We start from the raw sequence: 25,833 nt of genomic DNA, 5'->3' as shown, positions 1-25,833 counted from the left end.
TTTTAATGAGTTAAAGATACAAAGTATTAGATAAATTCTAAATGAAATGTTAAATCCCATTGATAGTTTCTTTCAATACTTTGTTAAACGGATGTTTAATACATTGTCTTTTTCAGCAAAAAGAATGCCTTACAACCTGTGAATTTGCAAATGCTGTTTTTTATCATGTTCTCTTTAGAAATCATATATTGTTCGCAGGTTAATACATGTGGTTTAAAATTTGTTTATGCAGATACAAATTTATTTTTCAAAGAAATAAAGATAAGTTCATTGGAAAATATCTTTACATATTCTCCAAAAATTTTATATTTATAAGTTAAAAAAGCGATCAGATGGCAGACAAAACACAATTTATTGAAGAACTAAACACGAGATACACTCCAAAAGGAGAACATATTATATTGGGAAAAGGAATGCTGGATGGTGAAGTGGTCACAGAAGTAAATGTAACCATTCCCCTGAAAACGATTAACCGTCATGGTCTTATCGCCGGAGCTACGGGAACTGGTAAGACAAAAACATTACAGGTATTTGCAGAACAGCTTTCTCATGCAGGAATTCCCTCTTTGGTTCTTGATATTAAAGGAGATTTCTCCGGGATTGCAGAAGCAGGCCAAATGAATCCTGTTATTGAAGAAAGATATGCTAAAACACAGCTTCCTTACAATCCACAGAGTTTTCCGGTAGAATTGATGAGTATTTCCGGTGGTGAAGGCGTGAAGTTGAGAGCTACCGTTACAGAATTCGGGCCCGTTTTACTCAGCAAAATCCTTGAACTTAACGATACACAGCAAAGCATCATGTCGATTGTCTTCAAATACTGTGATGATAAAGGGCTTCCGTTGATTGATCTTAATGATTTGAAGAAAGTACTGCAGTATGTGACGGATAATGCGCAAGGAAAAGCCGAGCTTGCAGCGAATTACGGGTCCATTGCATCAGCATCTCTTGGAACAATTTTAAGATCTATTGTCGCGTTGGAACAACAGGGAGCGGCAGGATTCTTCGGTGAATTAAGCTTTGATGTTCATGATTTACTGGAAACAAGGGACGGAAAAGGAGTGGTCAATATTTTAAGAGTATCAGATATTCAGAATAAACCACAGCTTTTTTCTACGTTTATGCTTTCGCTTTTTGCAGAAATTTATATGACGTTTCCTGAAGAAGGAGATAGTGGCAAACCAAAGCTGGTGTTATTTATAGATGAAGCACACCTGATTTTTGATGAAGCTTCCAAAGCTCTTCTTTCACAAATTGAAACAATGGTAAAACTGATCCGTTCCAAAGGAGTAGGGATCTATTTTATTACTCAGATTCCTGGTGATGTCCCTGAAAATGTGCTTTCTCAATTAGGATTAAAGATTCAGCATGCATTAAGAGGTTTTACAGCAAAAGATAAAAAAGAAATTTCCAAGGCCGTTGAAAATTACCCTACCACAGAATATTACAATGCTTCCAGCCTGATCCAGAATTTGGGAATTGGAGAAGCATTTGTCACGGCTCTTGATGAAAAAGGAATACCTACACCATTAGTACACACTTATCTGATCTCTCCGGAATCAAGGATGGATGTTTTGAGTGAACCGGAAATCTCTGATCTGACTTCAAAATCAGCACTTGTTGCAAAATATGAACAGCCTATTGACAGAGAATCGGCTTATGAAATGCTAACCAACAGAATGGAACAGGCAGCACAAAACCCAGCACCTACTCAAAAGACAAAACCGGTAAAAGAAGAACCAGGAATGTTTGAACAGGTACTGCAGAGTAAAGCCGGCCGTACTTTTACTTCTACATTAATGAGAGAAGGAGCAAAAGCTATTCTCGGAATGTTTGGTCTGGGAGGCAGAAGAAGATAATTTTGAAGGATAACCTGCTATATTTTGCTATATTTTTTGTTATTTTAGCAGGTTATCTTTACATAACAGTAAAAAATAGAACCAGATTTTATCGGGGAATAAGCTTTGGTTTTAAATATAAATGACAAAACAGCAGTTAACACACATTCAATGTATTCAATTATAGATATAGAAAGTAATGGTGCAGGTTATAGAAATGAATGCATTATCGATATCGCCATCTACAGATATGATGGTCAGAAAATTACTGACCAGTTTATTTCTCTGGTAAACCCTGAAGGAGATATTACCCCTTTTGTACAGAAACTGACCAGTATTACCCCAAAAATGGTCAAAACTGCTCCGAAATTTCATGAAATTGCCAAGAGAGTTATCGAAATAACTCAAAATACAACCCTGGTAGGCCATAATATTGATTTTGATTACAGAATGCTTCGCCAGTCATTCAAAAGGCTTGGATATGACTTCAAAACCAATACTTTAGATACAATTCCGTTGGCTAAGAAACTGATTCCTGATGAGGTAAGTTATTCACTGGGAAAACTGGTGAAATCTCTGGGAATTCCTTTGACCAATCATCATAGGGCTGAAGGTGATGCAAGAGCTACATTAGAACTTTTCAAACTTCTGATTTCAAAAGATACTGAAAATGAGATCATTCAGAAACAACATGATGAGTCTAATGCAAAAACCTATATCAACAAGATCAAAGAGCTTACTCAGGATCTTCCCAACGATAAAGGCTTTGTCTATTTTCAGGATGAAGCGGGACGGATTATGTTCTCAGATTATGTTCAGGATATCAACAAGTTTTCAAAAAAAGTTTTCAATTCGAAATCAAAAAAATGGGAACAGATTCAGAAAGATGTTGAGCAGATTAATTTTGAGCTTACCGGGACAGACATTATTGCCAAGCTGATCCTGAACTCCAAAAATATTAAAAAGAAAGAAGTACTGCCTTTCGGATTGTATTTCAGGAACAATAAATATATAGTTGAGAAAAATACACTCAATAAAACCGAAAAACCGGTTTTAAAATTCAGATCATTTACGCAAGGAACAAAAGCGGTTCAGTTTATTGGTTCTCAGGAAGATTTTAAAGATTTTTCAGTATTGAAACAGAAAATTGAATTCAGAAAAAGAAATGAACTTTGGCTGGGACCAGGAAGAAAACTGGGGGAAAAATTATTTTTAATTATAGAAAACGGGAAAGTGGTTTCATTTGGTTTCTATGAACTGTTTACCCAAATTCAGACTTTAAGTAAGCTGGCTAAATTAAAAATTGACCTGCCGTTATCTTCCACAGATCTGAATAATGAACTGCAGCTGGCACTCCTTCGCAGCGATTTTGAAACACTGCCTTTACCGAAATGATATAGGAATTAACACTTTATAAGTTGATCTGAAAGAAGGCGCTTTTAAAATCAATTTTCGAAAAATAAAAAATAAATAGTATTTTTGCAAAAAATAAATGGAAGCAATGCAAAATTTTAAACAAATTAAAACTGGAAAAAAGGGAGCTGTAAGGTTCTCTAAGGTTTGGAATATTTAAAAGAGTTGTCTTGCATAAAAAATAATCAATGCGGCAGGCTCTTTTTATAAGAATCTGCCTTTTTTTATGTTAAAATGAAATTATGAATTCAAAAGAATTATTAAAGATTGCCAATGAGTTTGGCACCCCGGTGTATGTTTATGATGCGGAATCCATCAAAGTTCAATACGAAAAACTTACATCTTCTTTTTTAAAACATACAAAGTTCTTCTATGCAGCGAAGGCGTTGACAAACATCAATATCCTTAAGTATGTCAAGAATCTGGGAGCTTCTTTGGATTGTGTATCCATTAATGAAGTAAAACTTGGGTTAAAGGCAGGATTTTCAAAAGAAAAGATTTTGTTTACTCCCAACTGTGTTGATCTTGCTGAAATAGAAGAAGCAATGACTTTCGGAGTTCATATAAATATTGATAACATTTCTATTCTTGAGCAGTTCGGTAATAAATATGGAAATTCATATCCTATTTTGGTAAGAATCAATCCGCATATTTTTGCCGGAGGAAACTACAAAATTTCAACGGGGCATATCGACAGTAAATTCGGTATTTCTATCCACCAGGTTCGTCACATTGAAAGAGTGATGAAAAGTACAAACCTGAATGTGGAAGGTCTTCACATGCATACAGGAAGTGAGATCAAAGATCCTGATGTATTCCTGCAGGCTCTGGAGATTATGTTGGAACTTTCTGAACATTTCCCGAACCTGAAATATCTGGATATGGGAAGTGGTTTCAAAATTCCTTATCAGGATAGTGAAGAAGAAACTGATGTGAGAACATTAGGTAAAAAAGTAGAAAAAGTAATTTCTGAGTTTTCAAAATCTACAGGAAAAAAATTCGAATTATGGTTTGAACCTGGAAAATTCTTGGTTGGTAAAAGCGGGTATTTATTGGTGAAAGCTAATGTGATCAAGCAGACAACGGCTACTGTTTTTGTGGGTGTGAATTCCGGATTCAATCACCTGATTCGTCCAATGTTCTATGATTCTTACCACATGATCGAGAACTTATCCAATCCAAAAGGTGCTGAAAGAATTTATACGGTAGTAGGAAACATTTGTGAAACCGATACTTTTGCCTGGGACAGAAAGCTGAACGAAGTGAGAGAAGGAGATATTCTTGCTTTCCACAATGCTGGAGCTTATGGTTTTGAAATGAGTTCCAACTTCAATTCAAGATTAAAACCTGCAGAAGTACTATTCTTAGACGGAAAAGCACATTTGATCCGTAAAAGAGATGAATTTGAAGATCTGTTGAGAAATCAGATTGAAATAGTAATGTAAACTTAAGTGATACGATATAAACAGCCACCTTTTTGGGTGGCTGTTTTGTTTTTTAATCAATTTGTTTGAGGGGTAAGTAGAAAGAAAATTCAAAATTAAATTACAAGTTTTTAACATTGAAATCGGATGAAAGTTCCAATTTTATTAGCTAAATTTGATAGAGATAGGGGCATTATTATCCCTGTCAAATACTATTTTTCACCAAAAATAACCACCAAAATAGAATAATTATGGCCAAAAACATAGCAGAGCAGATTGTTGAAATGCTCGAAAATGCCAATGTGAAAAGAATTTATGCAGTAACTGGCGACAGTCTCAACCATCTGAATGTTGCTGTTAAAAAAAGCAGTATCCAGTGGATTCATGTGCGACACGAAGAAGTGGGAGCTTATGCAGCTGCTGCAGAAGCCGAACTGGATGGCCTGGCAGTATGTGCAGGGAGTTGCGGCCCGGGACATGTTCATCTTATCAATGGAGTGTATGAAGCACACCGCTCTCATGTTCCTATGCTGGTTATTGCCTCTACGATTCCCAGTGATGAGATGGGAATGGATTACTTTCAGGAAACCAATACAATAAAACTGTTTGATGACTGCAGTTACTATAATCAGATGATTACCCGTCCGGAGCAGGTGCAGAGAACTGTGCAGACGGCTATTCAGCATGCTATTTCCAAAAAAGGAGTTGCCGTAATAGGCCTTCCGGGAGATGTTTCTGAGCTGGATGCAGAAGAAGGATCTACTTCTACTCAAATCTTTAAAACCAATCCTGTTGTAAGACCTTCTGATGATGAATTGAAACAGCTGGTAGCATTGGTAAATAATAGCAAAAAAGTAACATTGTACTGCGGAGTTGGAGCGGGTGAAGCAAGTGCGGAAGTTATAGAATTGTCTAAACTATTAAAAGCGCCTGTAGGATATTCATTCCGGGGAAAAATGGCAATTCAGCCTAATAATCCTAATGAAGTGGGACTTACCGGGCTGTTGGGATTTCCATCAGCATATCATGCAATGCACGAAGCAGATCTGGTTCTTCTTTTGGGGACTGATTTTCCTTACCAGAAGTTTATGCCGGTAAAAAATAAAATTGTACAGATAGATGAAAGTCCGGAAAGATTGGGAAGAAGGGCAAAACTGGAATTAGGTCTTGCAGGAGATATCAAAGAAACAATAAAAGCATTACTCCCTTTATTAGAAGAAAAAACAGATGTTCACTTTCTGAATGAGCAACTGGCATTTTATGATAAAGTAAAAGAAAATCAGTTAGAATATGTAAAAGATTTTGGAAAAGAGAATGCTATCCAGCCGGAATATGTGGCACATACCTTAGATAAACTGGCCAAAAAAGATGCTATTTTTACTGTTGACACCGGAATGTGCTGCGTTTGGGGCGCCCGGTTTATTACAGGAACGGGAGAAAGAAAAATGCTTGGCTCATTTAATCATGGATCAATGGCTAATGCAATGCCAATGGCAATCGGAGCAGCTTTAGCCCATCCGGAAAAGCAAGTTATAGCAATGTGTGGAGATGGAGGCCTATCGATGCTATTAGGAGATATGGCGACTATTTTTCAGTATAAACTACCCGTAAAACTAATCGTGTTCAATAACAGGACCCTTGGAATGGTAAAACTGGAAATGGAAGTCGGTGGAATGCCCGATAATGAAACCGATATGATTAATCCGGACTTTGCCATGGTAGCTCATGCAATGGGATATCCAGGGAAAAATGTACACCTTCCCGAGGAAGTGGAAAGCGCGATCAAAGAATGTTTAGATCACAACGGGCCTTATCTTCTGAACATCTTTACCAATCCCAATGCATTGGCTCTTCCTCCTAAAATTGAATTTGATCAGATTATGGGAATGACCAAATCTATGGCTCAATTGATGCTTGGAGGTAAAATGGATGAGGTTTTTGAAACAGTGAAAAGCAATTATAAACACATTAAAGGTCTCTTGTAAGGCTTCAAAGTAAATCTTGTATTTACCATATTCGTATTTTAAACTTCATGCTTTGCGTGAAGTTTTTCTTTTTTATAAATGAGCTAAATATTTACCTTTGCTTATTATTAGGAAACAAAATTATGAGAACAGTACTTTTATTTTTGGCTTTGTGTGCAGGGACTTTTTCATTTGCACAGGATCAGGAAGAACGGGATGATTCCTTCATAAGAGATAGTAATAAAACCCTTTTAAAAATAGATATTAAAGAACCTTTTATGCAGGTTGCCATAAAATGTAATGATTTTAAACCGGCAGCTTATGAAGGTGGAGTTGCAGCTTACAAAGACATCCTGAACAAGTATATGTATGCTTATCTGAATTCAGATTTCTATGCGCTGACGGGAGATTTTACATTTACTTTAGTGCTTGATGACAAAGGAAAAGTTGTGGATGTGAAGGGAATGCCCAAAGTACAGAACAGCGAAGTTTTTTTTGATGACATGCAGTATGTCGTAAGAAGAATAAAGAAAAACTGGACTCCGGCGTCTTGTAACGGGCAGCCTGTAGCTTCACAGATTAAAGTTAAAATGAACTTCTCTTCAATGTCAGCAGATATTGATTAGCAGATGAAAAAGTAACTTTTGATTACAAAAACAATACTGAAAATCAGATTTGATAATCTCAGCTATGATTATGATTAAGAAAACTCTACAACTACTTGGATTGATGCTGGTTTGTGCTATGGGCAAAGCGCAGACATTTGATCTGCTTCAGGGAGATATGAACCCTTATAAAGGAGGTGCTGTCCAGTTTTATAAAGATTTGAATACAGTTCTGATTGAAAGTCATTCAGAACACTGCAATAACAGAATGTCTGAAATGTTTCTGGCTGAACTTGAAATCGAAAAGGGACAGGCTAAAATTATTAATAAAACTCTTTCTGATAATTGCCCTACCGCTGTATTTGTAAAGGCTCTCAATGAAATAAATAAACTTAAAAAATGGAAAAAAGGTGCGGATGTACAAAAATATGTTTCCATCATATTCTATCCGATCGATTATTTTGACAACTTTAAAGAAAATTATACTACACAGGGATTAAAAAAATCTGCTGAATTTCCAGGAGGAATGGGAGAATTCAGAAACCGTCTGCTCATTAATCTGAAAAACCAGAATATCAGAAATGCTGATGGAGTAACAGCTGAAATACGATTTAAAGTTAATCAGGAAGGTTTTTTACAAGATATTATAATACAACCTGATGATTTACAGGATGATATTAAAAACAAGGTAATGAAAGCTGTAGGACAAATTACCGAAAAATGGCAGCCGGAATCTTTTCGCAGTGTTCCGATAACATCCACTTACACTATGCGTGTAACTTTATGATTTTGTTAAAATAATAGCGCTGACAATCTGTCACAATATTTTGTATCTTTGCAAACTTATTTGTTCGTAATTTAAAATTGCGGGCCTTAAATTGATTATCGTGCAGGAAAAATATATAGACGAAACGAAACAGGGCGAAGCTTTTGCCATTGCTGAAAGACCGGAAAATTCTAAAAAACTGTTTTTAGAAAGCTATGGCTGTCAGATGAATTTCTCTGACTCTGAAATTGTTGCATCTATCCTTAATGAACAGGGATATAATACAACAATGAAAGTAGAAGAAGCAGACCTGATTCTTTTAAATACATGTTCCATCCGAGAAAAAGCAGAACAGACCGTAAGAATGCGTCTTTCCCAGTTCAAAAACCTGAAAAAAGAAAAACCGAATATGACGGTGGGCGTTTTAGGCTGCATGGCGGAAAGATTAAAAACCAAATTCCTGGAAGAAGAACAATTGGTAGACCTTGTTGTAGGTCCGGATGCCTATAGAGACTTACCGAACCTTTTAAAAGAAACTGATGATGGAAGAGATGCTATCAACGTAATCCTTTCTAAGGAAGAAACCTATGCAGATATCAATCCTGTTCGTCTGGGCGGAAACGGTGTTACAGCTTTTGTTACTATTACCAGGGGTTGTGATAACATGTGTACATTCTGCGTAGTTCCTTTTACAAGAGGAAGAGAACGAAGCCGTGATCCGCACTCTATTATAGATGAATGTAAAGATCTTGCTAACAACGGATATAAAGAAATTACCCTTTTAGGACAAAACGTAGACTCTTACCTTTGGTATGGAGGAGGTCCTAAAAAAGATTTTGCCAAAGCTTCTGAAATGCAGAAAGCAACGGCAGTTGATTTTGCCCAGCTTCTTGATTTGGTGGCTAAAGCTGTTCCTGAACTGAGAATCAGATTCTCTACCTCAAATCCGCAGGATATGAGCCTGGATGTATTCAGAATGATGGCAAAACATGACAATATCTGTAAATATGTACACCTTCCTGTACAAAGCGGAAGCAATAACATGCTTGAAGCAATGAACAGACAGCATACCCGTGAAGAATATCTGGATCTGATTAAAAAAGCGAAAGAAATTGTTCCTGATGTATCCTTTTCTCAGGATATGATCGTTGGATTCTGTAATGAGTCAGAAGAAGATCACCAGGATACCTTAAGCCTGATGAGAGAAGTGGAATATGACTACGGTTATATGTTTGCGTACTCAGAAAGACCGGGAACTCCGGCTCATAAGAAAATGGAAGATAATATTCCTGCCGATGTGAAGCAGAGACGTCTTGCTGAGGTTATTGCTCTTCAGGGTGAACTTTCAAAACAAAGAATGAAATCTTATGTGGGAAGAACACACCAGATTCTGATTGAAGGAATTTCCAAGAAAAACAAAAACCAATGGAAAGGAAGAAATTCTCAGAATGCAGTATGTGTCTTCGATCAGCTTGAAGGTCAGAAAATAGGTGACATTGTGAACGTTTTTGTCTATGATAATACACAAGGAACGCTTTTAGGGAGAACAGCGGAATAATATAAATATATCTTCTGAAAAGAAGATCAGCGGTTATATTACCGTAAGATTTTTAGTAAATTGTGAAGGAAAGACAGGATTCTTCAGATTACAGCATATGAGCCCGGATCTGAAAGATACTGTACTGGATGAAGAATTAGAAAATAAACTGCTGCAGTTTACAAAATCACTCGATGGCTGGATGCCAAAAGAGATAAAAGGTTTAAAAGTAGATTATTATCAGTATTTAACCTATAAAATTGAAAATGGAAAAGTTTCAGAGGTATTACCTTAGCTTTTTGTTACTTATCGTTTACACCAATACTATTGCACAGGTCAACTGTAATGCAGTAGAGGGTGAGAACTGCAAAAAAGCGTGTGAGTTATACAACTGGGCTTCAAATTTACAAGGTTTCGCAGAATCTCAGGAGGGTTTTGATAAAGCCATTGAGCTGTGTCCTGATTTCTCCCGTGCTTATATGGAAAAAGCAGTTCCATATCTTAAAAACGGAGATTTTGTAACCTGGAAAATTTTAATTGATAAAGCAGTTGCCTTAGACCCCCAAATGCACCTTGGTTACAGAGGTTGGACCAAGTTCCAGTTTTTGAGAGACTATAAAGGGGCAATTCAGGATTTAGAAGGTTTAAAAAAATATTATCCCGAAGACTTAGGAAGATCTCAAAACGGAGACTATAACCTGGATGTAGTAAGAGCTATGTCCTACAGTGCATTAGGCCAGAAAGGAAAAGCAGCGGGAATTATAGAAAGACTTCTGGCAACCAGAGGTTATGTGAAGGGAATGTTTGATCATTACCAGCTGGGAGTTAATTATTTCGAGCTGGGAAGGTATGACAAAGCCCTGGAAAATTTTGAAAAACAAAGCAAAGAATACAACTTTGCCGAGAATATATACTTTAAGAGTAAAGTTTCTAAGATCAGAAACAAAGATTATTTAGATTTAAAAATGTTAGCCCTGCAAACGTATGATGAAGGAAAGACGATGAAAGATGTCTACACTCATCATTTCAACAAAGTCTACAGAAAAGAGATTGAAGAGCTGTAGAAGAGTAACATTAAATCAATAATCAAAAATTTACTTATGAGCAACGAGTTACAAAACATAAAAAACCGTTTCGGAATTATAGGGAACTTTCCGGCACTCAACCGGGCCCTGGAAAAATCTATTCAGGTAGCACCTACAGACATTTCTGTCCTGGTGATAGGAGAAAGTGGTGTGGGAAAAGAATTTATTCCGAAAATTATCCATTCAGAATCCAAAAGAAAACATCAGCCTTATATTGTGGTCAACTGTGGTGCAATTCCGGAGGGAACCATAGATTCTGAGCTGTTCGGGCACGAAAAAGGAGCTTTTACAGGTGCTACAGCAACAAGAAAAGGGTACTTTGAAGTCGCAGACGGCGGAACAATCTTTTTGGATGAGGTAGGAGAGCTGCCATTACAGACGCAGGTGCGCCTTTTGAGAGTACTGGAAAGTGGGGAATTTATGAAAGTAGGGTCTTCACAGGTACAGAAAACCAATGTGAGAATTGTAGCCGCTACCAACGTTAATATGATGAAGGCAATCCATGACGGAAGATTTCGTGAGGATTTATATTACCGGTTGAATACCGTTCAGATTGATATGCCGCCTTTGAGAGAAAGAAAAGGAGATATTCATCTGCTGTTCAGAAAGTTTGCTATAGATTTTGCAGAAAAGTACAGAATGCCGGAGCTGGAACTGGAGCAGAGCGCTGTTCATTATATAGAAAGTTATTCCTTCCCGGGTAACATCCGCCAATTAAGAAACTTAGTAGAGCAGATGACTGTTGTGGAAAGAAACAGAAATATCACTGCTGAGAAACTTGCCGAGTATATTCCGATGGAAACACACCTTCCCATGGTAGTGAGCACTCAGAATACTCCTAAACAGAATGATTTTGGAAGTGAAAGAGAAATCATGTATAAAATTCTGTTCGATATGAGGAATGATATTAATGATTTAAAATCCTTAACTTCGGAATTGATTAAGAACAGAGGAACGGCAGATCTGAGCAGCCATGAGAAAAACCTGATCAACAGGATTTATACTCCTGAAACTCAGCCACAGGTAAATTCCGGATCTTTAGTCTATTTTGAAAATAATAATGACACACCGGTAGTTCAGACCCCTACGATTATGTCAACACCTGATGACAGCTATGAAGATATCGAGGATATCGAAGTGGAAGAAAACAGACCGGAGTCACTTTCTCTTCAGAATAACGAGAAGGATTTGATTATCAAGGCGCTGGAGAAGCATAAAGGTCGCAGAAACAGAGCTGCAGATGAATTGGGAATCTCACAAAGAACTTTATACAGAAAAATAAAACAATATAACCTGGAAGATTAGCACAACATAAATAATGAAAGTAAATTTAAAACCTAAGCCAATCAATTTTAAACTCGGAGAATATATTAATAAAGGGGTCGAACTTTTAAAGAAAGATTTCGGGAATATATTTGTAGCATTTTTAGTGTGCTTTATCATGTCGATTATTCCGTTCTGCGGACTATTAGCGATGGGTAATTTATATAAATACCTTCAAAGGCTGAACAGAAATCAGCCGGCAAGTCCCGGAGATATCTTTGATTTTAAAGACTTCATGCCTTACTTTATGCTGCAGCTCATTGTTTTTGGAGGCGTTTTACTGCTTTACATTCCTTTATTTGCTGTATTGGGTGTATCGGGGGCAATGTCAGAGGGTAATCAACCCAATCCGATGGTAGCTCTTTTTGTGTTTCCTTACGTGTTCTTATTGATTGCTGCGATATATTACTTCGTATTGAAAGGTTTTTATATCATTCCATTAATAAGTCTTAAAGGAGTTAAAGAAATAAAAGAAGCCTGGAATATTTCAAAAGTAATGACCAAAGGGAATCTATTGTCAATTTTTCTTTTCTCATTAGTAGTAAGTATTCTAGCACAGATTGGTATTGTTGCCTGCGGAATAGGAATTTTTCTTACCCTGCCATTTTTATACACAGCAAACTATTTTGCCTATGAAGATGCTATTCAACAAATTGAGTATGATGAAATTACTGAAATTGGATCTAAAAATGAATTTTAACATTAAAAATATCAGCCTGAAACAATCACTGCTTACGGTAATGCTTTTTGCATTGCTGGGAGTTTTAAATTCATGTTACAGCTTTACGGGATCATCCCTTACAGATGAAAAAACCGTTCAGATCAATGAATTTCCGAATAATGCACCCCTTGTAAACCCTGCATTATCCCAACAGTTTTCTACAGCAATACAAAACAGATTCCTTCAGAGAACAACTCTGAAAGGAACCAAAGAAAATCCAGATATCCTGATAGAAGGAGAAATCACAGACTATTCCATTACACCTACCACAATCAGTTCCAATACCCAGACAAACCCTTCTGGTGGAGTGATTCAGCAGGCACAGAATAAACTTACGATTACAGTAAAGGTACATTATGAAAACAAAATTCATCCGGATGCAAGTTTCGACAGAACCTATTCCGATGAAGCAGCTTTCAACAGTGATGTATCACTAAGCCAAATCGAAGACCAGCAGGTAAAGCTGGTAACAGATAGAATTATTAATAAGATATTTAACGACATTGTAGCGAATTGGTAAGATGAATCCGAGAGTTTTAGAATTAATAAAAAATCCGAAAAATATTCAGTCCGAGGACCTTGGTCTTTTGAAAGAAGAGATTCATACTTTTCCTTATATTCAAAATATCAGGGCGCTTCACCTGTATGGAGTCCATCTGTACGAAAAAGAAAATTATCAGAAAGAGCTTTCTACAACGGCGGCATATACTACTGATAAAAAGATTTTGTATCAGTTGATCAACGGAAAGATCAAGCAAGAGGCCAAACCAGAGGTTGCTGAAGAGAAGAAACCTTCTAAAACAATTGAAAAGCCTGCTCAATTGGCCCAGAAAACCAAATCTTTCCCTATCAAAAGAGAAGAGGACGGTTCTGTAGAAAAGCCAGCAGAAGAGCAGGAAACGGCATGTGTTTTACCAACTGTACAGGAGATTAAACACATTTATATCAATGGTGAACGAAACAGAATTTTATTTGAAGGAGAAGAAAACTTCCTTGATGAGCAAAATTCCGAGACAATAGATATTGAGTCTACTCTGGAATCAGGAACTTTGGTAACCCAAAAGACTGAAACTGTAACAGAACCTGTTGCCGAACAAAAAGAAGAGATTCCATCCGAAACAGAGAAATCAGAAGAAAACTTTACACCGGAAACAATCATTCATGAAGATCAGATTTCTTCAGAAAAAGAAGAAGAAGAAAAGGTTGACGACGAAGAAAATATCAGTTTCCATGAAGTATCTCCTTTATTACAGGAGGAAAATATTGTAAATGTAGCAGAAGAGCCTTTAAATACAGGATCAACAGATAACGAAGCTAAACCTGTTTCTGAAGAAGAACCTGCTCAACAAGAAATACGAGCTGAAATAGAAGAGAATGCTGGAGAAAACTTTACGCCAGAAACCATTATCGACGAAGATCAGATTTCTGCTGAAAAAGAAGAGGCAAATAGTAATGAAGAAGAGTCATTAGTAGAAGTATCTGATGCTGAAGTAAGCTTCCATGGAACAGATTCGTTCATGCCAGATGTTAAAATCCAGGCCAATAACGAAGAAATTTCTGAAACAGCTGAAGTTTCCCAGCCCCATGTCAATAAACATGAGGAGGAAATGAGACGTCTGATTGAAGAAGTTGAGAAAAAGATGAAGGAGGCTAAGCCTGTTTCTCAAGAAGAAAAGGTAGAGCCTGAAACAACTGGGGGTCATGAAATTAGCTTCGCGGAAACCCAGAATTTTCATTTTTGGTCAACAAGTGAGGACAAGCCTGAGGAAGTTAAAGAAGAGCCTGTAAAAGAAGAAATTGTTGAAAACCAATTGCCTGAAGAAGAGGTTAAAGTTGAAATTCCAGAAGAAAAAGAAGAAGATATTCCTAAAGTTCAGACAGCTTGGAAACCTATGAGTGTGGAATCCAATATGCCTGATTCATTAATCAGCAAATCAAAAGAAGTATCAGCTCCTGAAATAAAAGCTCCGGTAGCAAAAATTTTCCCTGCAGAAAAAAAAGAACAGGTAATTGAGACTGAAACACCATCTGAAATGATGGATACCGCTACAGAAATTGTTCAGGAAGATACTCTTTCAACAATAGAAAAAAGTTCGGAAGTTTCTGAAAATCAATCTGGATCTGTGGAAACGGCCGAAGAGAATACTGATAAAGCTGTTGCAAAAGAAGAAGTTCCTGTGATGAATGTTTCTTTCTTTGGAACCGATATTTCTACCCTTAAGGTTGAAGAAAAGCAGAAGGAAAGTAAAGAAGAATCTGTAGAACAAATGCAGGAAGTTACTATGAAGAATACAACGCAGCCGCAATTAGACAGTAATGTTCCCGGTTTTATCAATACCTGGCAAAGCTGGCTAAAGATTGACAGAACTGAAGAGATCGAAAAGGATAAATCAGAAATCAAAGAAAAGGCTATTGAAACCTTCATTGAAAAAAATCCTAGAATCAGTCAGTTAAAAGAAGAAAGCTCCTATGTTGTTAAAGAAAAGAACGATGATATCTCACATTTGATGACAGAGACGTTGGCGAATCTTTATTTTGAACAGAAATTATATACAAAAGCAATAAAAGCGTTTGAAATATTAATCAAAAAGAGTCCAGAGAAAAAAGAATATTTTGAATCTAAAATTCAGGATATTAAGGACTTCAGAAGTAAAAATTAAAAGGAAAAAGGTACTGTTTTAAAGCAGTACCTTTTTTATTTATAAATTCTGGGGATTACTTTTATTGCCTCTTAATTTTTTCCAGGCTCTCCGCCCAAAAACAACAACAAGAATTAAGATAATTATGGCAAGAATTGCTGCGATTACCGGCGCTGCCATAGCAAGAACAGACATAAGACCTGCTCCGGCTGTTTCCGTGGTTCCTACCACAGAATTTCCCAGTCCTCCGGTTGTTGCCGTAGAAGCAGCCCGTATTCCTGCAAATCCGGAGCTGATTGTGGCCGCTGTACCTCCACCCGCAATTAATGCCAGCCCCCATTGTGGAAATGTTCCCAGTTCGGCAAACTGACTGGCAAATAATATAGAGCCTGCTATCGTCGCCATCGGAATAGAAACCGTATCCAACAAATGATCAACAAAAGGGATGTAATAGGCCAGGATCTCTGCCACCGTGGCAATTCCTGTTGTAATCAGCGCAGGAAGTCCCGCAAGCCACTCAAAATGCTCATTCATGGGAATCCAGCTGAAATAAGACGCAAGACTTACGATAAACATCGGGAGAAATACCCGAAATCCAGTAGCCGCCGCCAATCCAATTCCGATAAATGCACTGATGATATAAGAAAAATAGGGAATATTATCTAACATATTAATTTTCAGATTTATTGTTTTTCCTAAAATTACAAAAAGTATATGATATTAAGACGTGTTAATTTCTAAGTTTGAGTACAGGGTTCAAGCTTTGTTATTCATGATTTGCTGTAGAATAAAAGATAGTATCTACGCAATCATCTGTGTGGTCCAAAGGAAAATAAAAATCTGCGAGATAAAATACCTCACAGATCTCTTATTTTAATAAAAAAATTATTTTTTCTGCGTTTCACAAAGCGTTATAAACTGTGCTTCCACATCCTGAAATTTCAGAGGCATTTCAGGGGATGCCCAAAATAGCATGGCCATTGTTTTTTCTCCGAAGGCTTGTTTAAATAAGTCTTTATTCAAACGGTATGATTCTCTCAGCAATCTTTTGATCCGGTTTCTGTGTACAGCTTTTTTAAAATATCTTTTTGAAACAGAAACCCCGAATCTGGATGCTTCTACTGGAAGGGTGGGCTTGTCTTTCAGAATAATGATTCTCAGATTTCCACTGGTTCTCCATTTACCCTTATCAAAAAGCAAACTGATTTCCGTGTTTTTTTTGAGCTTTTCCGCTCTGGGATACTTGGAATTTGTCATTTACGGAGTGTAAATATTGTTTTTTATTTTTTTTCACAAATTTCTCAGATTAATTTTACGAAACCGTTTTTACAAATCTGCAGAATGGGTGGGAAAATATTTTAATCCTGGTTTAATAAATGATTAATCACTTCTGAAGCGGTGTACAGGCCGAAAATGGCAGGCATGTAGCTTATTGTTCCGTAAAAAGATCTTTTATAATTGGTTCCGTCAGTCATTTTCAAACTTTCTTCATCCTGAATATCATTGGCAAAAACACAACGGACTCCTTTGTCAATTTTTACTTTTTTCAGTCTTTTTCTTACTTGTCTTGCAAGGTGGCAGTGTTCTGTTTTGCTGATATCTCTTACCAATACTTTGCTTGGGTCGGTTTTTCCGCCGGCTCCCATTGAACTTACGATTTTTATCCTTCTTCTTTTGGCAGCAATAATCAAGGAAAGTTTTGGCGTAACACTGTCGATACAGTCTAAAACATAATCAAATTTTGCGGAATCTAGTACTTCATCCATTCTTTCCGGATTCAGAAATTCATTGATTTTCGTTAAATTAAGCTGTGGATTGATGTCAAGAAGCCTTTCAGCAACCACATCTACCTTATGCTTTCCGACAGTAGAGTGTAAAGCAGGCAGCTGTCTGTTGATATTGGTAATATCTACCGTATCACCATCCACAATGGTCATATTTCCTACTCCGGCTCTCGCCAGAAATTCTGCGGCAAAAGAACCTACTCCGCCTAAACCTACAACAAGCACATTCGCTTTGATCAGTCTGTCCAATCCCTCTTCCTTTACCAAAAGTTCGGTTCTTTCCAGCCAGTATTTATCCATTTTTTATTGAGTGTAAATTTTCTAAAATTTGTTCATTCAGTTGTTCCAGAGAAATAGCTTTTATTTCCGAAACTTTAATGTACAATTCTTCAATGTTAAATTCTTCATTATCAGTTTCTAAAAAGATTCTGTCTAATGGAGTGTTTTTTATAATATCCTGCAAAGATAAATTATACAAAACAGCTTTTCCAAAACTCAGGTAAAAATTATTGCGCAGAAGATCTTCAGCAATTCGTTGTTTTTTATTGAAACCATGGATGACCATTGGTTGTGCGGCCTTCTTTTTAAAAGAAATCACTTCATAAAATTTTCTTACACAATGAATAATCAGGGGCTTTTTTACCTCATTGGCGATCTTTATCTGTCTTAAAAAAACTTCCTCCTGAATTTTCTGGTCTGTAGAAACCAAAGAATCCAAACCACATTCACCAATGGCAAAACAGTTTTCAGACATCATGCTCATCATCCATGAAAACTGCTGCTCTATAGTATTAATATCAATATCATTTGGGTGAATGCCGATGGAATATGGGAAATCAGGCGGAATACTCTCAATGTCCAGATTATAAATTCCGTTTCTGATATATTTTTTATGGTGGTGAAAATCAAAAAATTCCATATCCAAAAATAGTGCTTTTCAGATTTAATTTAAAAATTATTAAACGATCGTTTATAAATGTGTTAAAAATTTCTTAACTTTACTCAAAGTGCACTTCATGAAAAAAAAATTTACGGAAAAACAGATTCACATATTGGATATTGCAGAAGAGCTCATCGCCAAAAAAGGATATGAGGGAACTTCTGTAAGAGATATCTGTTCCAAAGCAAATATTAATGTTGCTATGATCTCTTATTACTTCGGTTCTAAAGAGAAAATGATGTCTTATCTCTATCAGTACAGGGTATTGAAGACCAGAGAGAATTTTTCAGAATTTGCGGATACTATCAAAGATGGGAAACCGGAAATGCAGATGCGGGAGATGATCAAATATATCGTTTCTCAACTGTTCAAGTATAACTATTTCCATGGGTTTGTAACCCAGGAACTCCGTCATACAGAAAATCTGAAAGACGAACTGCTTGATTTCTACCAGTTATTCGTAAAAAAACTGGATGAAGTAATTAAAAAAGGGGTGGCTTCCGGTGTTTTTACTTTTACTCCCAAACCTGAAGATATCCTTACCATGATTATTGGATCCACTTTATTTGTCATCAGGAATAAAAACTTTTATGAGCTGTATGTTCCGAGTAAAAACGAAGAAACCTATACCAAAGAAGCTGAAAAAAAGGTAAGAATGAATCTTTTATTAAGTGTTTTTGCAATTTTGGGATACGCTGCAGACTAAAATTACGTTAAATATTCATAAAAAAAAATCTATTGACAAAAAAGTTATATTTTTGCAAATTAGTAAATCGGCTGTATAATCCGAAAACTGTTGAACTTTTTATATGAAAAAATATATTTTAGGTCTTTTTGCTGTAGCAGTGATTTCATCTTGTGTAAGCCAGCAGGAAAGAGCAATGAGGAGTGCTGATAAAGAATTTATCTTGAAAGCAGCTAATGAAAACTTTGCTAAGAAAAAGTGGAAAAATGCATTGGCTCTTTATGACAGACTTGCAAATCTTGTGGCAGGAACAGATGATTTCCCTAACGTAGGTTTCAACACTGCTTATGCCAACTATTATGACAAGAGCTATAAGCTGGCAGGTCACCAGTTCAAAAATTTTGCAGTTAGTTTTCCAAAAGATCCGAGAGCCGAAGAAGCAGCTTATATGTCTGCATTGTGCTACTATGAAGGATCTATGGATTACAACCTAGATCAGTCTAGTACAGAATTAGCGATCAATGAACTTCAGGACTTCCTGAACAATTATCCAAACTCTGAGAGATCTAAAAATATCAGCCAGCTCATTGATGAATTGTCTTATAAGCTTGAGTTTAAAGCATATGAAAATGGAAGACAATACTACAAAATGGGAGAGTATAAAGCAGCGAATGTAGCATTTGAAAACGTTCTGGAAGATTTCCCAAGTACAAAACTTCGTTCAAAAATTTATGATTATATCATGAAGTCCCGTTATGAACTGGCGATGAAGTCAATTTATAATCTTAAAGCTGAACGTATTGAAAGTGCGTTAACTTATACAAGAGTTGTAGAGAAAGAACTTCCTAATACAGAATATTCTAAAGCAGCAATAGATCTTAGAGAAAAACTGGAAAAGGAAAAAGAACACTTTGCTGTCGTTAAAAAAGAAACAGATGCAAGAATTGCAGCTTTAACGGCAAGACAGAAAAAAGAAGCTGAAAAATTGGCTGATCAGGGTAAAACTGAACAGCAAGTTAAAGATCAGATAAGCAATGAAAAGAAAGCAATGCAGTTACAGAGGGACAGTGCAGCACTTAAGACCCCTCCTCCTGCAGCGACTTTCAAAATTCAAAGATAATTCGTAAATTTGCCATCTTAAAATAAAAATAATTTTCTCAAAATGAGTGTAAAAGATACAAAAGCAGAAGTAAATACAATTACTTACGATAAAGATAAGATTGAAGATAAAGTAGGTTCAATCTATGAAGCTATTGTTATCATGGGAAAGAGAGCAGAGCAGATCAATGCGGAGATCCGTACGGAACTTCACAACAAATTAGATGAATTTGCGGTTCACAATTCTACATTAGAAGAGGTTTTCGAAAACAGAGAACAAATTGAGATCTCTAAACATTACGAAAAGCTTCCAAAGCCAACTTCAATTGCTATTGAAGAGTGGTTAAACGAAGATGTTTATTTCAGAAAAACAGAAGAAAGAAAATAAATCTTCTGTATTCTTATAAATGAAGGTCATAAAGGAAATCTGTTCTTTTATGACCTTTATCGTTTTAAAGCCAGATTGTGTGGGAAAAAATAAGTATTTTAGTATTTCAAAAAATTAGAACTTAATGAGTGTTTCCGGTAAAAAGATTCTTATCGCCGTCTCTGGTGGGATTGCAGCCTACAAAATTCATTTTTTGATAAGGGATTTTGTGAAAAAAGGAGCAGAAGTACAGGTTATTATGACTCCTGATGCAGAACACTTTGTGACAAAACTAAGCCTGTCTACACTATCCAAAAAGCCGGTGTATTCAGAGTTTTACAGCGATAACGGAACATGGAACAGTCACGTGGAAATGGCACTGTGGGCAGATGTTATGATCGTAGCTCCCTGTACAGCCAATACACTGTCTAAGATGGTTCACGGGATGTGTGATAATCTGGTTATTGCAACTTATATGTCTGCAAAATGCCCGGTTTTCATAGCTCCGGCAATGGACCTTGATATGTATATACATCCTTCCACAAAGAAGAATCTGGAGCTTGCAGAAAGTTTTGGACATATTGTAATTCCTGCTGAAAACGGTGAGCTGGCTAGCGGACTGATCGGGCAGGGAAGAATGGCCGAGCCTGCAACTATTTTTAGTGAAGTTGAAAATCATTTTACAAACAGTAACCACTCCAAAAGCCTTGAAGGAAAAACCGTTTTAATTACTGCAGGCCCTACGTATGAAGCTATAGATCCGGTAAGATTCATAGGAAATCATTCATCAGGTAAAATGGGATTTTCTCTGGCAGAAGAAGCTTCAAAAAGAGGCGCAAAAGTGATTCTGATTTCAGGACCGAGTTTCCAAACCATTAATGATCCCAATGTTGAACTTCATAAAGTAACTTCAGCAAAAGAAATGCTGGCAAAAGTATTTGAATTTTATGACAGCATAGACATCGGTATTGCAAGTGCTGCGGTAGCAGATTATGCTCCCAAAGAAGTAGCAAAAGAAAAGATCAAGAAAAATGATGATAACCTGACCATTGAACTGGTGAAGAATCCGGATATCCTTAAAACGATGGGCGAAAAGAAAACACACCAGTTTTTGGTAGGTTTTGCACTGGAAACCCAAAATGAAGAAGAAAATGCAAAAGGAAAACTGGAGAAGAAAAACCTTGATATGATTGTTTTAAACTCTCTGCGTGACGAAGGCGCCGGATTTAAAAATGATACCAATAAAATAAGGATATTTACCAAAACGGAGAAGAAAGAATTCGACCTGAAATCCAAAGATGATGTAGCGAAAGATATTCTCAATTTTGTTGAGTCTCAACTTTTAAAATAATTTTAATAAATTTCCGTTCTCAATTTTTAATAGACAATGAAAAAAATTATAAGTTTATTTTTTCTGTTTTTCATCTATACCCAAAGTTTTTCTCAGGAGCTGTTGGCAACTGTTCAGGTAAACTCTCAACAGGTAGGGGGAAGTAACCAGCAGGCATATAAAGCATTGGAGAAAAGTCTCAGGGATTTTATCAATAATACGAGCTGGACAGGGAAAAAGCTTCAGAATTTTGAAAAAATAAAATGTGGTTTTTCTGTTGTTATTGGAGAAAGAGATGGGAACAGATTCAAAGGATCCATTGTTGTTCAGGCTATGCGCCCTGTTTACAATACAACTTACGAATCCCCGTTAATTAATCTTCAAGATCAGAGATTTGGTTTTGAATATGTTGAAAATGAGAGTCTTATTTTTAATGAAAGACAGTTTTCAGGAAAGAATCTTACGGATGTGGTCAGTTTCTATATTTACCTTATTTTGGGACTGGATGCAGACAGTTTCCAGTCTATGGGTGGATCTCAATGGTACGCAAAAGCACAGCAGATTGCGCAGAATTCTCAGAACAGAAACTATGAAGGCTGGAATACCATCAATGAGCCAAGAAGCCGTTCTATATTGATTAATGAAGTTATGAATCCTAACTGGAATCAGTTGCGTTCTACTATTTATACTTACCACAGAGCTGGAATGGATAATCTTTTCAATCAGGACCAGACTGCCGGGAAAAAAGTAATCTTTGATGCCCTGATGCAATTGAAAATGTATGAGAACACATTTCAGCAGGCATTTTTCTTTAACCTGTTCATGGATACAAAAAGTGATGAGATCTTCAATATATTCAATTCCGGAAATAATGGAGGTTTGATTCTGAATGATCTTAAACAGACATTGATTATTCTTTCGCCAAAAAACATTGATAATAAGTGGAATAAGTGGAAGGTGTAAGATAGTAGGCTTTAAAAATTTTTGAGAAACAGCTTTATAAAAAATTAAAGAGGCAAAAAGTGTCAAGAACAGAAAGCATATCTAAACATTTTCTCAATTCATTAAAAAAAAACTTATTTTTACAGTTCAAACTCAAGTTGGATCATAACCCGGATTATCAATGCTTTCGAGAATTTACATTAAAAACTTTGCCCTGATTGATACTCTTGAAGTATCTCTTAATAATGGTTTACAGGTTATTACCGGTGAAACGGGAGCGGGTAAATCAATTATTTTAGGAGCGCTCCGGCTTATTTTAGGAGAAAGAGCAGATGTAAAGTCCATTGCCAAATCTGAAGAGAAAAGCGTGGTGGAAACTGAGTTCTCCCTTAACAACCAGTTTAAGAAATTCTTTATTGAAAATGATCTGGATTACGAGCTTCAGACGATTATAAGAAGAGAGATCCTGCCATCAGGGAAATCCCGTGCATTCATCAATGATGTTCCGGTAACGCTTGATATTCTTAAAGAACTTTCCTCACAGCTGATTGATATTCATTCCCAGTTTGAAACATCCAATCTTTTTACTTCAGAATATCAGTTTAAAATTATCGACGGACTTTCTGAGAATAAAAAAATTATTGAAGAGTATCAGAAGGAGTTTTCTGACTTTCAAAGCCTGAAAATGCTGTTGAAAAAATTGAAGACTCAACTTTCAGAAGCCAATAAAGAAAGTGATTATAAAGAATTTTTACTCAATGAGCTGGAAGAACTGAAACTTGATGATGTAGACTATGAAGATGTTCAGAACCAGCTTTCTATTCAGGAAAATGCTGGGATGATTTCAGAAAACGTAGGTCAGATCCTGTCCAGGTTTCATCAGGAAGAAATAGGGATTCTGTCTTTCTTTCATGAAGCTACCCATAAGCTTTCAAAAATTTCGGAAGTTTCTACCAGTTTCGCAGAGCTTGATGAAAGGCTGGAAACCTCTTTTGTAGAGCTGAAAGATATTATTTCTGAACTGGAACATGCGGCCGAAAGAGTTGAAATCAATCCTGAAAATCTGGTATACCTTACCGATCTTAATAATAAAATCAACGCTCTGTTTCTTAAGCATAATGTTTCAGATCTTAATGAACTGATTGAAATCAGAAACCAGCTGGCAGGAGACCAGAAGGGGGCTTCAGAACTGGAAGCACAGATTGAAGCAACAGAAGAAAATATTTCTCAGAAAGGAAAAACACTTCAGAGCCTCGCTGCAAAGCTTTCTAAGAACAGGCACAAAAATATTCCTGTCTTCATCAAAAAAGCAGAAAGCCTACTGAAAAAATTAGGTCTTGAAAAAGCAAAAGTAGATATTGAACTGCAGGATGCCGAGGAGTTCAATCAGTTTGGAAAAGAAAATATCCAGCTGCTATTCCAGGCCAATTCCGGTTTTCCTTTAAAACCCATTCAGACCGCTATTTCCGGAGGGGAAAGATCAAGGGTAATGCTTGCTGTTAAAAAGATTATTGCCGAAAGTGATGAGCTTCCAACCCTTATTCTTGACGAAATAGACACCGGAGTTTCAGGGAAAGTTGCCGAAGAGATCGGAAACCTTATGAGAGAAATGTCTGAAGACATGCAATTGATTGTTATTTCACACCTTGCACAGGTTGCTGCAAAAGGAAATGACAACTATAAGGTGGTAAAGCAGGATGTTTCCGGCAGAACACAATCTACTATAATTCCTTTGAGCAAAGAAGAAAAGCTGAACGAAATTGCCCAGCTGCTGTCCGGAAGCAAAATTACAGAAGCTGCGCTGGCACAGGCAAAAGAGCTTATTGGATAATTACATAAATCTATTTTTCTTTAAAAACTTGTAACATATTTTACATTATATTTACTAATGTAAAAAACTAACATATGTTTCTAAAGTTACTTAAGCTTGAAATAAAAAGCTTCTTCCGTGGTACATCTTTAGGGATCAATCTGACCATGAAAATCCTCCGGTTTATTGGAATACTTTATTTCGTGGGCTGTCTTGTAGGCGGGGCTTTTATTGCTTTTTTCTATGTACAGGAGGAGATGCATCAGAATCCTGTAAAGGTGGTTTCAAAATTCATGATTGTTGCCTGGATTATTGATCTTGTTCTTAAATATCTCTGGCAGGAAATTCCAACCCAGAATATTAAGCCATTTCTTACCATGAATGTCCGGAAGAATACATTGGTTAATTATATGCTGGCCAAAACCTTTCTTTCCGCATTCAGCTGGCTGAGTTCTCTATTCTTTATCACATTTTCATTGATTGCTTTATTTAACGGATATAGCATTTTAGGAGTGTTGGTGTGGCTTATAGGAGTTATTTCATTGCTTTATCTGAATAATTTTATCAATATTTTCTTTAACGGTAAAGAAACTCTGGCGGTGATCATAGGGGTATGCTTTTTGGGCATAGGAATGTTAGGATATTATAAAATAGTTCCTGTTCTGTCTTATTCTGAGTCTGTTTTCTTTAGTTTCTATGAGAAACCTTACTTTGCACTGATCCCTGTTGCGTTGTTCGTAATACTGTGGTGGATGTGTTTCCGGTACCTGCGCAATGAATTTTATCTTGACCAAGGGCTTGAAGCCAAGAAAACAGTAGGAAAAACAGAGAATATTGCTTTTCTGAACAAATATGGAGTTATTGGAACATTTATCAATAATGATATTAAAATGCTGAGACGTAATAAAGTACCCAAGGGGATTTTACTGGGCAGTTTTATGTTTCTGTTCTACGGATTGCTGATGTTTACTTCTTCAATGTACAAAACACCGGCAATGATGATGGTTATGGGACTTTTTGTAACAGGAGGCTTTCAGTTTCTGTTTGGCCAGAGAGTTCCTGCTTTTGACAGTTCTTATTATCCATTGATGATGACCCTGAATGTTCCATATAAAGAATATTTAAAAGCGAAATGGTGGCTGATGAATATTGTAACGGGAATTTCTATCATTATAGCGCTTTGCTATGCATACTTCGGCTGGGAAGTCTACGTTACATTTTTTGCAGCAGGATTATATAATATCGGTGTGAATTCTCAATTTACCTTGTGGTCAGGAGCTTTCAATAAAACTCAGATTGACCTTAATACAAAAGAAAAAAGATTAGGACAGAAAGGGAGTTTCAATATGATAGCTATGCTTCTGCTGATTCCTAAAATGCTTCTTCCGATGGGTGTATTTGCTTTAACAAAATATTTATGGGGAATTACCGGAGGAGTGATAAGCATTGCAATTATCGGGATTATAGGATTTTTCCTGAGAGAGAAAATCTTCGATATTATCGTAAAACTTTACAAGAAAGAAAAATACAGCACACTGGATGCGTTTAAAAATATAAGTTAA

24 protein-coding genes are annotated in these 25,833 nt (G+C 36.4%); 20 read left to right on the top strand and 4 right to left on the bottom strand.

What is annotated here, in order from left to right:
* Positions 1-332: 332 nt before the first annotated feature.
* The 13 genes from ACTJIP_RS18715 (at position 333) to ACTJIP_RS18655 (ending at position 15,336) form a co-directional block, all read left to right on the top strand.
* Complete coding sequence (locus ACTJIP_RS18715; RefSeq protein WP_077419408.1) at positions 333-1,859, top strand: helicase HerA-like domain-containing protein; 1,527 nt, start codon at positions 333-335, stop codon at positions 1,857-1,859.
* A gap of 150 nt (positions 1,860-2,009) precedes the next feature.
* Positions 2,010-3,233: a 3'-5' exonuclease gene (locus tag ACTJIP_RS18710; protein WP_077419409.1), complete on the top strand. Its 1,224-nt coding sequence runs from the start codon at positions 2,010-2,012 to the stop codon at positions 3,231-3,233.
* 260 nt (positions 3,234-3,493) lie between these two features.
* Entirely contained in the window at positions 3,494-4,696 is a 1,203-nt protein-coding gene (gene lysA / locus ACTJIP_RS18705) for a diaminopimelate decarboxylase (RefSeq protein WP_175627301.1), read from the top strand.
* Positions 4,697-4,926: 230 nt separating this feature from the next.
* Positions 4,927-6,660: a thiamine pyrophosphate-dependent enzyme gene (locus tag ACTJIP_RS18700; RefSeq protein ID WP_077419410.1), complete on the top strand. Its 1,734-nt coding sequence runs from the start codon at positions 4,927-4,929 to the stop codon at positions 6,658-6,660.
* A 122-nt stretch (positions 6,661-6,782) separates the two neighbouring features.
* Entirely contained in the window at positions 6,783-7,265 is a 483-nt protein-coding gene (locus ACTJIP_RS18695) for a hypothetical protein (RefSeq protein WP_077419411.1), read from the top strand.
* A gap of 70 nt (positions 7,266-7,335) precedes the next feature.
* Complete coding sequence (locus tag ACTJIP_RS18690; RefSeq protein WP_139348603.1) at positions 7,336-8,031, top strand: hypothetical protein; 696 nt, start codon at positions 7,336-7,338, stop codon at positions 8,029-8,031.
* Positions 8,032-8,131: 100 nt separating this feature from the next.
* Complete coding sequence (gene miaB / locus ACTJIP_RS18685) at positions 8,132-9,568, top strand: tRNA (N6-isopentenyl adenosine(37)-C2)-methylthiotransferase MiaB (protein WP_077419574.1); 1,437 nt, start codon at positions 8,132-8,134, stop codon at positions 9,566-9,568.
* A 97-nt stretch (positions 9,569-9,665) separates the two neighbouring features.
* Positions 9,666-9,842 carry a hypothetical protein gene (locus ACTJIP_RS18680; RefSeq protein ID WP_175627302.1) on the top strand — a complete coding sequence of 59 codons (177 nt, stop codon included), beginning with the start codon at positions 9,666-9,668 and terminating at the stop codon, positions 9,840-9,842.
* Complete coding sequence (locus ACTJIP_RS18675; RefSeq protein ID WP_139348604.1) at positions 9,814-10,611, top strand: tetratricopeptide repeat protein; 798 nt, start codon at positions 9,814-9,816, stop codon at positions 10,609-10,611. Before ACTJIP_RS18680 ends, ACTJIP_RS18675 begins: the two co-directional genes overlap by 29 nt.
* A gap of 36 nt (positions 10,612-10,647) precedes the next feature.
* A complete protein-coding gene (locus tag ACTJIP_RS18670; RefSeq protein WP_077419414.1) occupies positions 10,648-11,937 on the top strand; it encodes a sigma-54 interaction domain-containing protein in 1,290 nt (429 codons plus the stop codon).
* Positions 11,938-11,950: 13 nt separating this feature from the next.
* Entirely contained in the window at positions 11,951-12,655 is a 705-nt protein-coding gene (locus ACTJIP_RS18665; RefSeq protein ID WP_219071928.1) for a hypothetical protein, read from the top strand.
* Positions 12,645-13,196, top strand: coding sequence for an LptE family protein (locus ACTJIP_RS18660; protein ID WP_077419575.1), 552 nt, complete (start codon positions 12,645-12,647; stop codon positions 13,194-13,196). Before ACTJIP_RS18665 ends, ACTJIP_RS18660 begins: the two co-directional genes overlap by 11 nt.
* A gap of 1 nt (position 13,197) precedes the next feature.
* On the top strand, positions 13,198-15,336 hold the full coding sequence (locus ACTJIP_RS18655) for a hypothetical protein (protein WP_440704938.1): 2,139 nt from the start codon (positions 13,198-13,200) through the stop codon (positions 15,334-15,336).
* A gap of 39 nt (positions 15,337-15,375) precedes the next feature.
* Here the strand turns inward: ACTJIP_RS18655 and ACTJIP_RS18650 are convergent, their stop codons facing one another.
* The 4 genes from ACTJIP_RS18650 to ACTJIP_RS18635 all read right to left on the bottom strand — a co-directional run bounded on the left by ACTJIP_RS18650 (position 15,376) and on the right by ACTJIP_RS18635 (position 18,018).
* Positions 15,376-15,984: a DUF4126 domain-containing protein gene (locus ACTJIP_RS18650; protein ID WP_440704937.1), complete on the bottom strand. Its 609-nt coding sequence runs from the start codon at positions 15,982-15,984 to the stop codon at positions 15,376-15,378.
* A 216-nt stretch (positions 15,985-16,200) separates the two neighbouring features.
* Complete coding sequence (gene rnpA, locus ACTJIP_RS18645; RefSeq protein ID WP_077419418.1) at positions 16,201-16,572, bottom strand: ribonuclease P protein component; 372 nt, start codon at positions 16,570-16,572, stop codon at positions 16,201-16,203.
* A gap of 101 nt (positions 16,573-16,673) precedes the next feature.
* Positions 16,674-17,399, bottom strand: a complete 726-nt coding sequence (locus ACTJIP_RS18640; RefSeq protein ID WP_077419419.1) for a tRNA threonylcarbamoyladenosine dehydratase — start codon at positions 17,397-17,399, stop codon at positions 16,674-16,676.
* Complete coding sequence (locus ACTJIP_RS18635; protein WP_077419420.1) at positions 17,392-18,018, bottom strand: TatD family hydrolase; 627 nt, start codon at positions 18,016-18,018, stop codon at positions 17,392-17,394. The genes ACTJIP_RS18640 and ACTJIP_RS18635 overlap by 8 nt, the downstream gene beginning before the upstream one ends.
* A 97-nt stretch (positions 18,019-18,115) precedes the next feature.
* On the opposite strand from ACTJIP_RS18635, the gene ACTJIP_RS18630 reads away from it, so the two are divergent.
* The 7 genes from ACTJIP_RS18630 to ACTJIP_RS18600 all read left to right on the top strand — a co-directional run bounded on the left by ACTJIP_RS18630 (position 18,116) and on the right by ACTJIP_RS18600 (position 25,833).
* Positions 18,116-18,745 (top strand): TetR/AcrR family transcriptional regulator, encoded by a 630-nt coding sequence (locus ACTJIP_RS18630; protein WP_027372956.1) that lies wholly within the window; start codon positions 18,116-18,118, stop codon positions 18,743-18,745.
* 103 nt (positions 18,746-18,848) lie between these two features.
* Complete coding sequence (locus ACTJIP_RS18625) at positions 18,849-19,844, top strand: outer membrane protein assembly factor BamD (RefSeq protein WP_077419421.1); 996 nt, start codon at positions 18,849-18,851, stop codon at positions 19,842-19,844.
* 42 nt (positions 19,845-19,886) lie between these two features.
* Positions 19,887-20,210, top strand: a complete 324-nt coding sequence (locus tag ACTJIP_RS18620) for a DNA-directed RNA polymerase subunit omega (protein WP_034681463.1) — start codon at positions 19,887-19,889, stop codon at positions 20,208-20,210.
* Between the two features lie 124 nt (positions 20,211-20,334).
* A complete protein-coding gene (coaBC, locus tag ACTJIP_RS18615) occupies positions 20,335-21,540 on the top strand; it encodes a bifunctional phosphopantothenoylcysteine decarboxylase/phosphopantothenate--cysteine ligase CoaBC (RefSeq protein ID WP_077419422.1) in 1,206 nt (401 codons plus the stop codon).
* Between the two features lie 36 nt (positions 21,541-21,576).
* On the top strand, positions 21,577-22,482 hold the full coding sequence (locus tag ACTJIP_RS18610) for a DUF4835 family protein (RefSeq protein WP_077419423.1): 906 nt from the start codon (positions 21,577-21,579) through the stop codon (positions 22,480-22,482).
* A gap of 160 nt (positions 22,483-22,642) precedes the next feature.
* Complete coding sequence (locus ACTJIP_RS18605) at positions 22,643-24,292, top strand: DNA repair protein RecN (protein WP_077419424.1); 1,650 nt, start codon at positions 22,643-22,645, stop codon at positions 24,290-24,292.
* A 74-nt stretch (positions 24,293-24,366) separates the two neighbouring features.
* Positions 24,367-25,833 carry a DUF5687 family protein gene (locus tag ACTJIP_RS18600; protein ID WP_077419425.1) on the top strand — a complete coding sequence of 489 codons (1,467 nt, stop codon included), beginning with the start codon at positions 24,367-24,369 and terminating at the stop codon, positions 25,831-25,833.

This window comes from Chryseobacterium sp. 22543 (assembly GCF_052044565.1).
GTDB lineage: Bacteria > Bacteroidota > Bacteroidia > Flavobacteriales > Weeksellaceae > Chryseobacterium.
Note: the sequence above shows the minus strand (reverse complement) of the source record. Positions and strands in the feature narration are given on the sequence as shown.

Bases quoted from the DNA above. Each gene is read 5' to 3' on its own strand.
- ACTJIP_RS18715 (WP_077419408.1), top strand. From the start codon at position 333: ATGGCAGACAAAACACAATTTATTGAAGAACTAAACACGAGATACACT.
- ACTJIP_RS18710 (WP_077419409.1), top strand. From the start codon at position 2,010: ATGTATTCAATTATAGATATAGAAAGTAATGGTGCAGGTTATAGAAAT.
- lysA (WP_175627301.1), top strand. From the start codon at position 3,494: ATGAATTCAAAAGAATTATTAAAGATTGCCAATGAGTTTGGCACCCCG.
- ACTJIP_RS18700 (WP_077419410.1), top strand. From the start codon at position 4,927: ATGGCCAAAAACATAGCAGAGCAGATTGTTGAAATGCTCGAAAATGCC.
- ACTJIP_RS18695 (WP_077419411.1), top strand. From the start codon at position 6,783: ATGAGAACAGTACTTTTATTTTTGGCTTTGTGTGCAGGGACTTTTTCA.
- ACTJIP_RS18690 (WP_139348603.1), top strand. From the start codon at position 7,336: ATGATTAAGAAAACTCTACAACTACTTGGATTGATGCTGGTTTGTGCT.
- ACTJIP_RS18680 (WP_175627302.1), top strand. From the start codon at position 9,666: ATGAGCCCGGATCTGAAAGATACTGTACTGGATGAAGAATTAGAAAAT.
- ACTJIP_RS18675 (WP_139348604.1), top strand. From the start codon at position 9,814: ATGGAAAAGTTTCAGAGGTATTACCTTAGCTTTTTGTTACTTATCGTT.
- ACTJIP_RS18670 (WP_077419414.1), top strand. From the start codon at position 10,648: ATGAGCAACGAGTTACAAAACATAAAAAACCGTTTCGGAATTATAGGG.
- ACTJIP_RS18665 (WP_219071928.1), top strand. From the start codon at position 11,951: ATGAAAGTAAATTTAAAACCTAAGCCAATCAATTTTAAACTCGGAGAA.
- ACTJIP_RS18660 (WP_077419575.1), top strand. From the start codon at position 12,645: ATGAATTTTAACATTAAAAATATCAGCCTGAAACAATCACTGCTTACG.
- ACTJIP_RS18655 (WP_440704938.1), top strand. From the start codon at position 13,198: ATGAATCCGAGAGTTTTAGAATTAATAAAAAATCCGAAAAATATTCAG.
- ACTJIP_RS18650 (WP_440704937.1), bottom strand. From the start codon at position 15,984: ATGTTAGATAATATTCCCTATTTTTCTTATATCATCAGTGCATTTATC.
- rnpA (WP_077419418.1), bottom strand. From the start codon at position 16,572: ATGACAAATTCCAAGTATCCCAGAGCGGAAAAGCTCAAAAAAAACACG.
- ACTJIP_RS18640 (WP_077419419.1), bottom strand. From the start codon at position 17,399: ATGGATAAATACTGGCTGGAAAGAACCGAACTTTTGGTAAAGGAAGAG.
- ACTJIP_RS18635 (WP_077419420.1), bottom strand. From the start codon at position 18,018: ATGGAATTTTTTGATTTTCACCACCATAAAAAATATATCAGAAACGGA.
- ACTJIP_RS18630 (WP_027372956.1), top strand. From the start codon at position 18,116: ATGAAAAAAAAATTTACGGAAAAACAGATTCACATATTGGATATTGCA.
- ACTJIP_RS18625 (WP_077419421.1), top strand. From the start codon at position 18,849: ATGAAAAAATATATTTTAGGTCTTTTTGCTGTAGCAGTGATTTCATCT.
- ACTJIP_RS18620 (WP_034681463.1), top strand. From the start codon at position 19,887: ATGAGTGTAAAAGATACAAAAGCAGAAGTAAATACAATTACTTACGAT.
- coaBC (WP_077419422.1), top strand. From the start codon at position 20,335: ATGAGTGTTTCCGGTAAAAAGATTCTTATCGCCGTCTCTGGTGGGATT.
- ACTJIP_RS18610 (WP_077419423.1), top strand. From the start codon at position 21,577: ATGAAAAAAATTATAAGTTTATTTTTTCTGTTTTTCATCTATACCCAA.
- ACTJIP_RS18605 (WP_077419424.1), top strand. From the start codon at position 22,643: ATGCTTTCGAGAATTTACATTAAAAACTTTGCCCTGATTGATACTCTT.
- ACTJIP_RS18600 (WP_077419425.1), top strand. From the start codon at position 24,367: ATGTTTCTAAAGTTACTTAAGCTTGAAATAAAAAGCTTCTTCCGTGGT.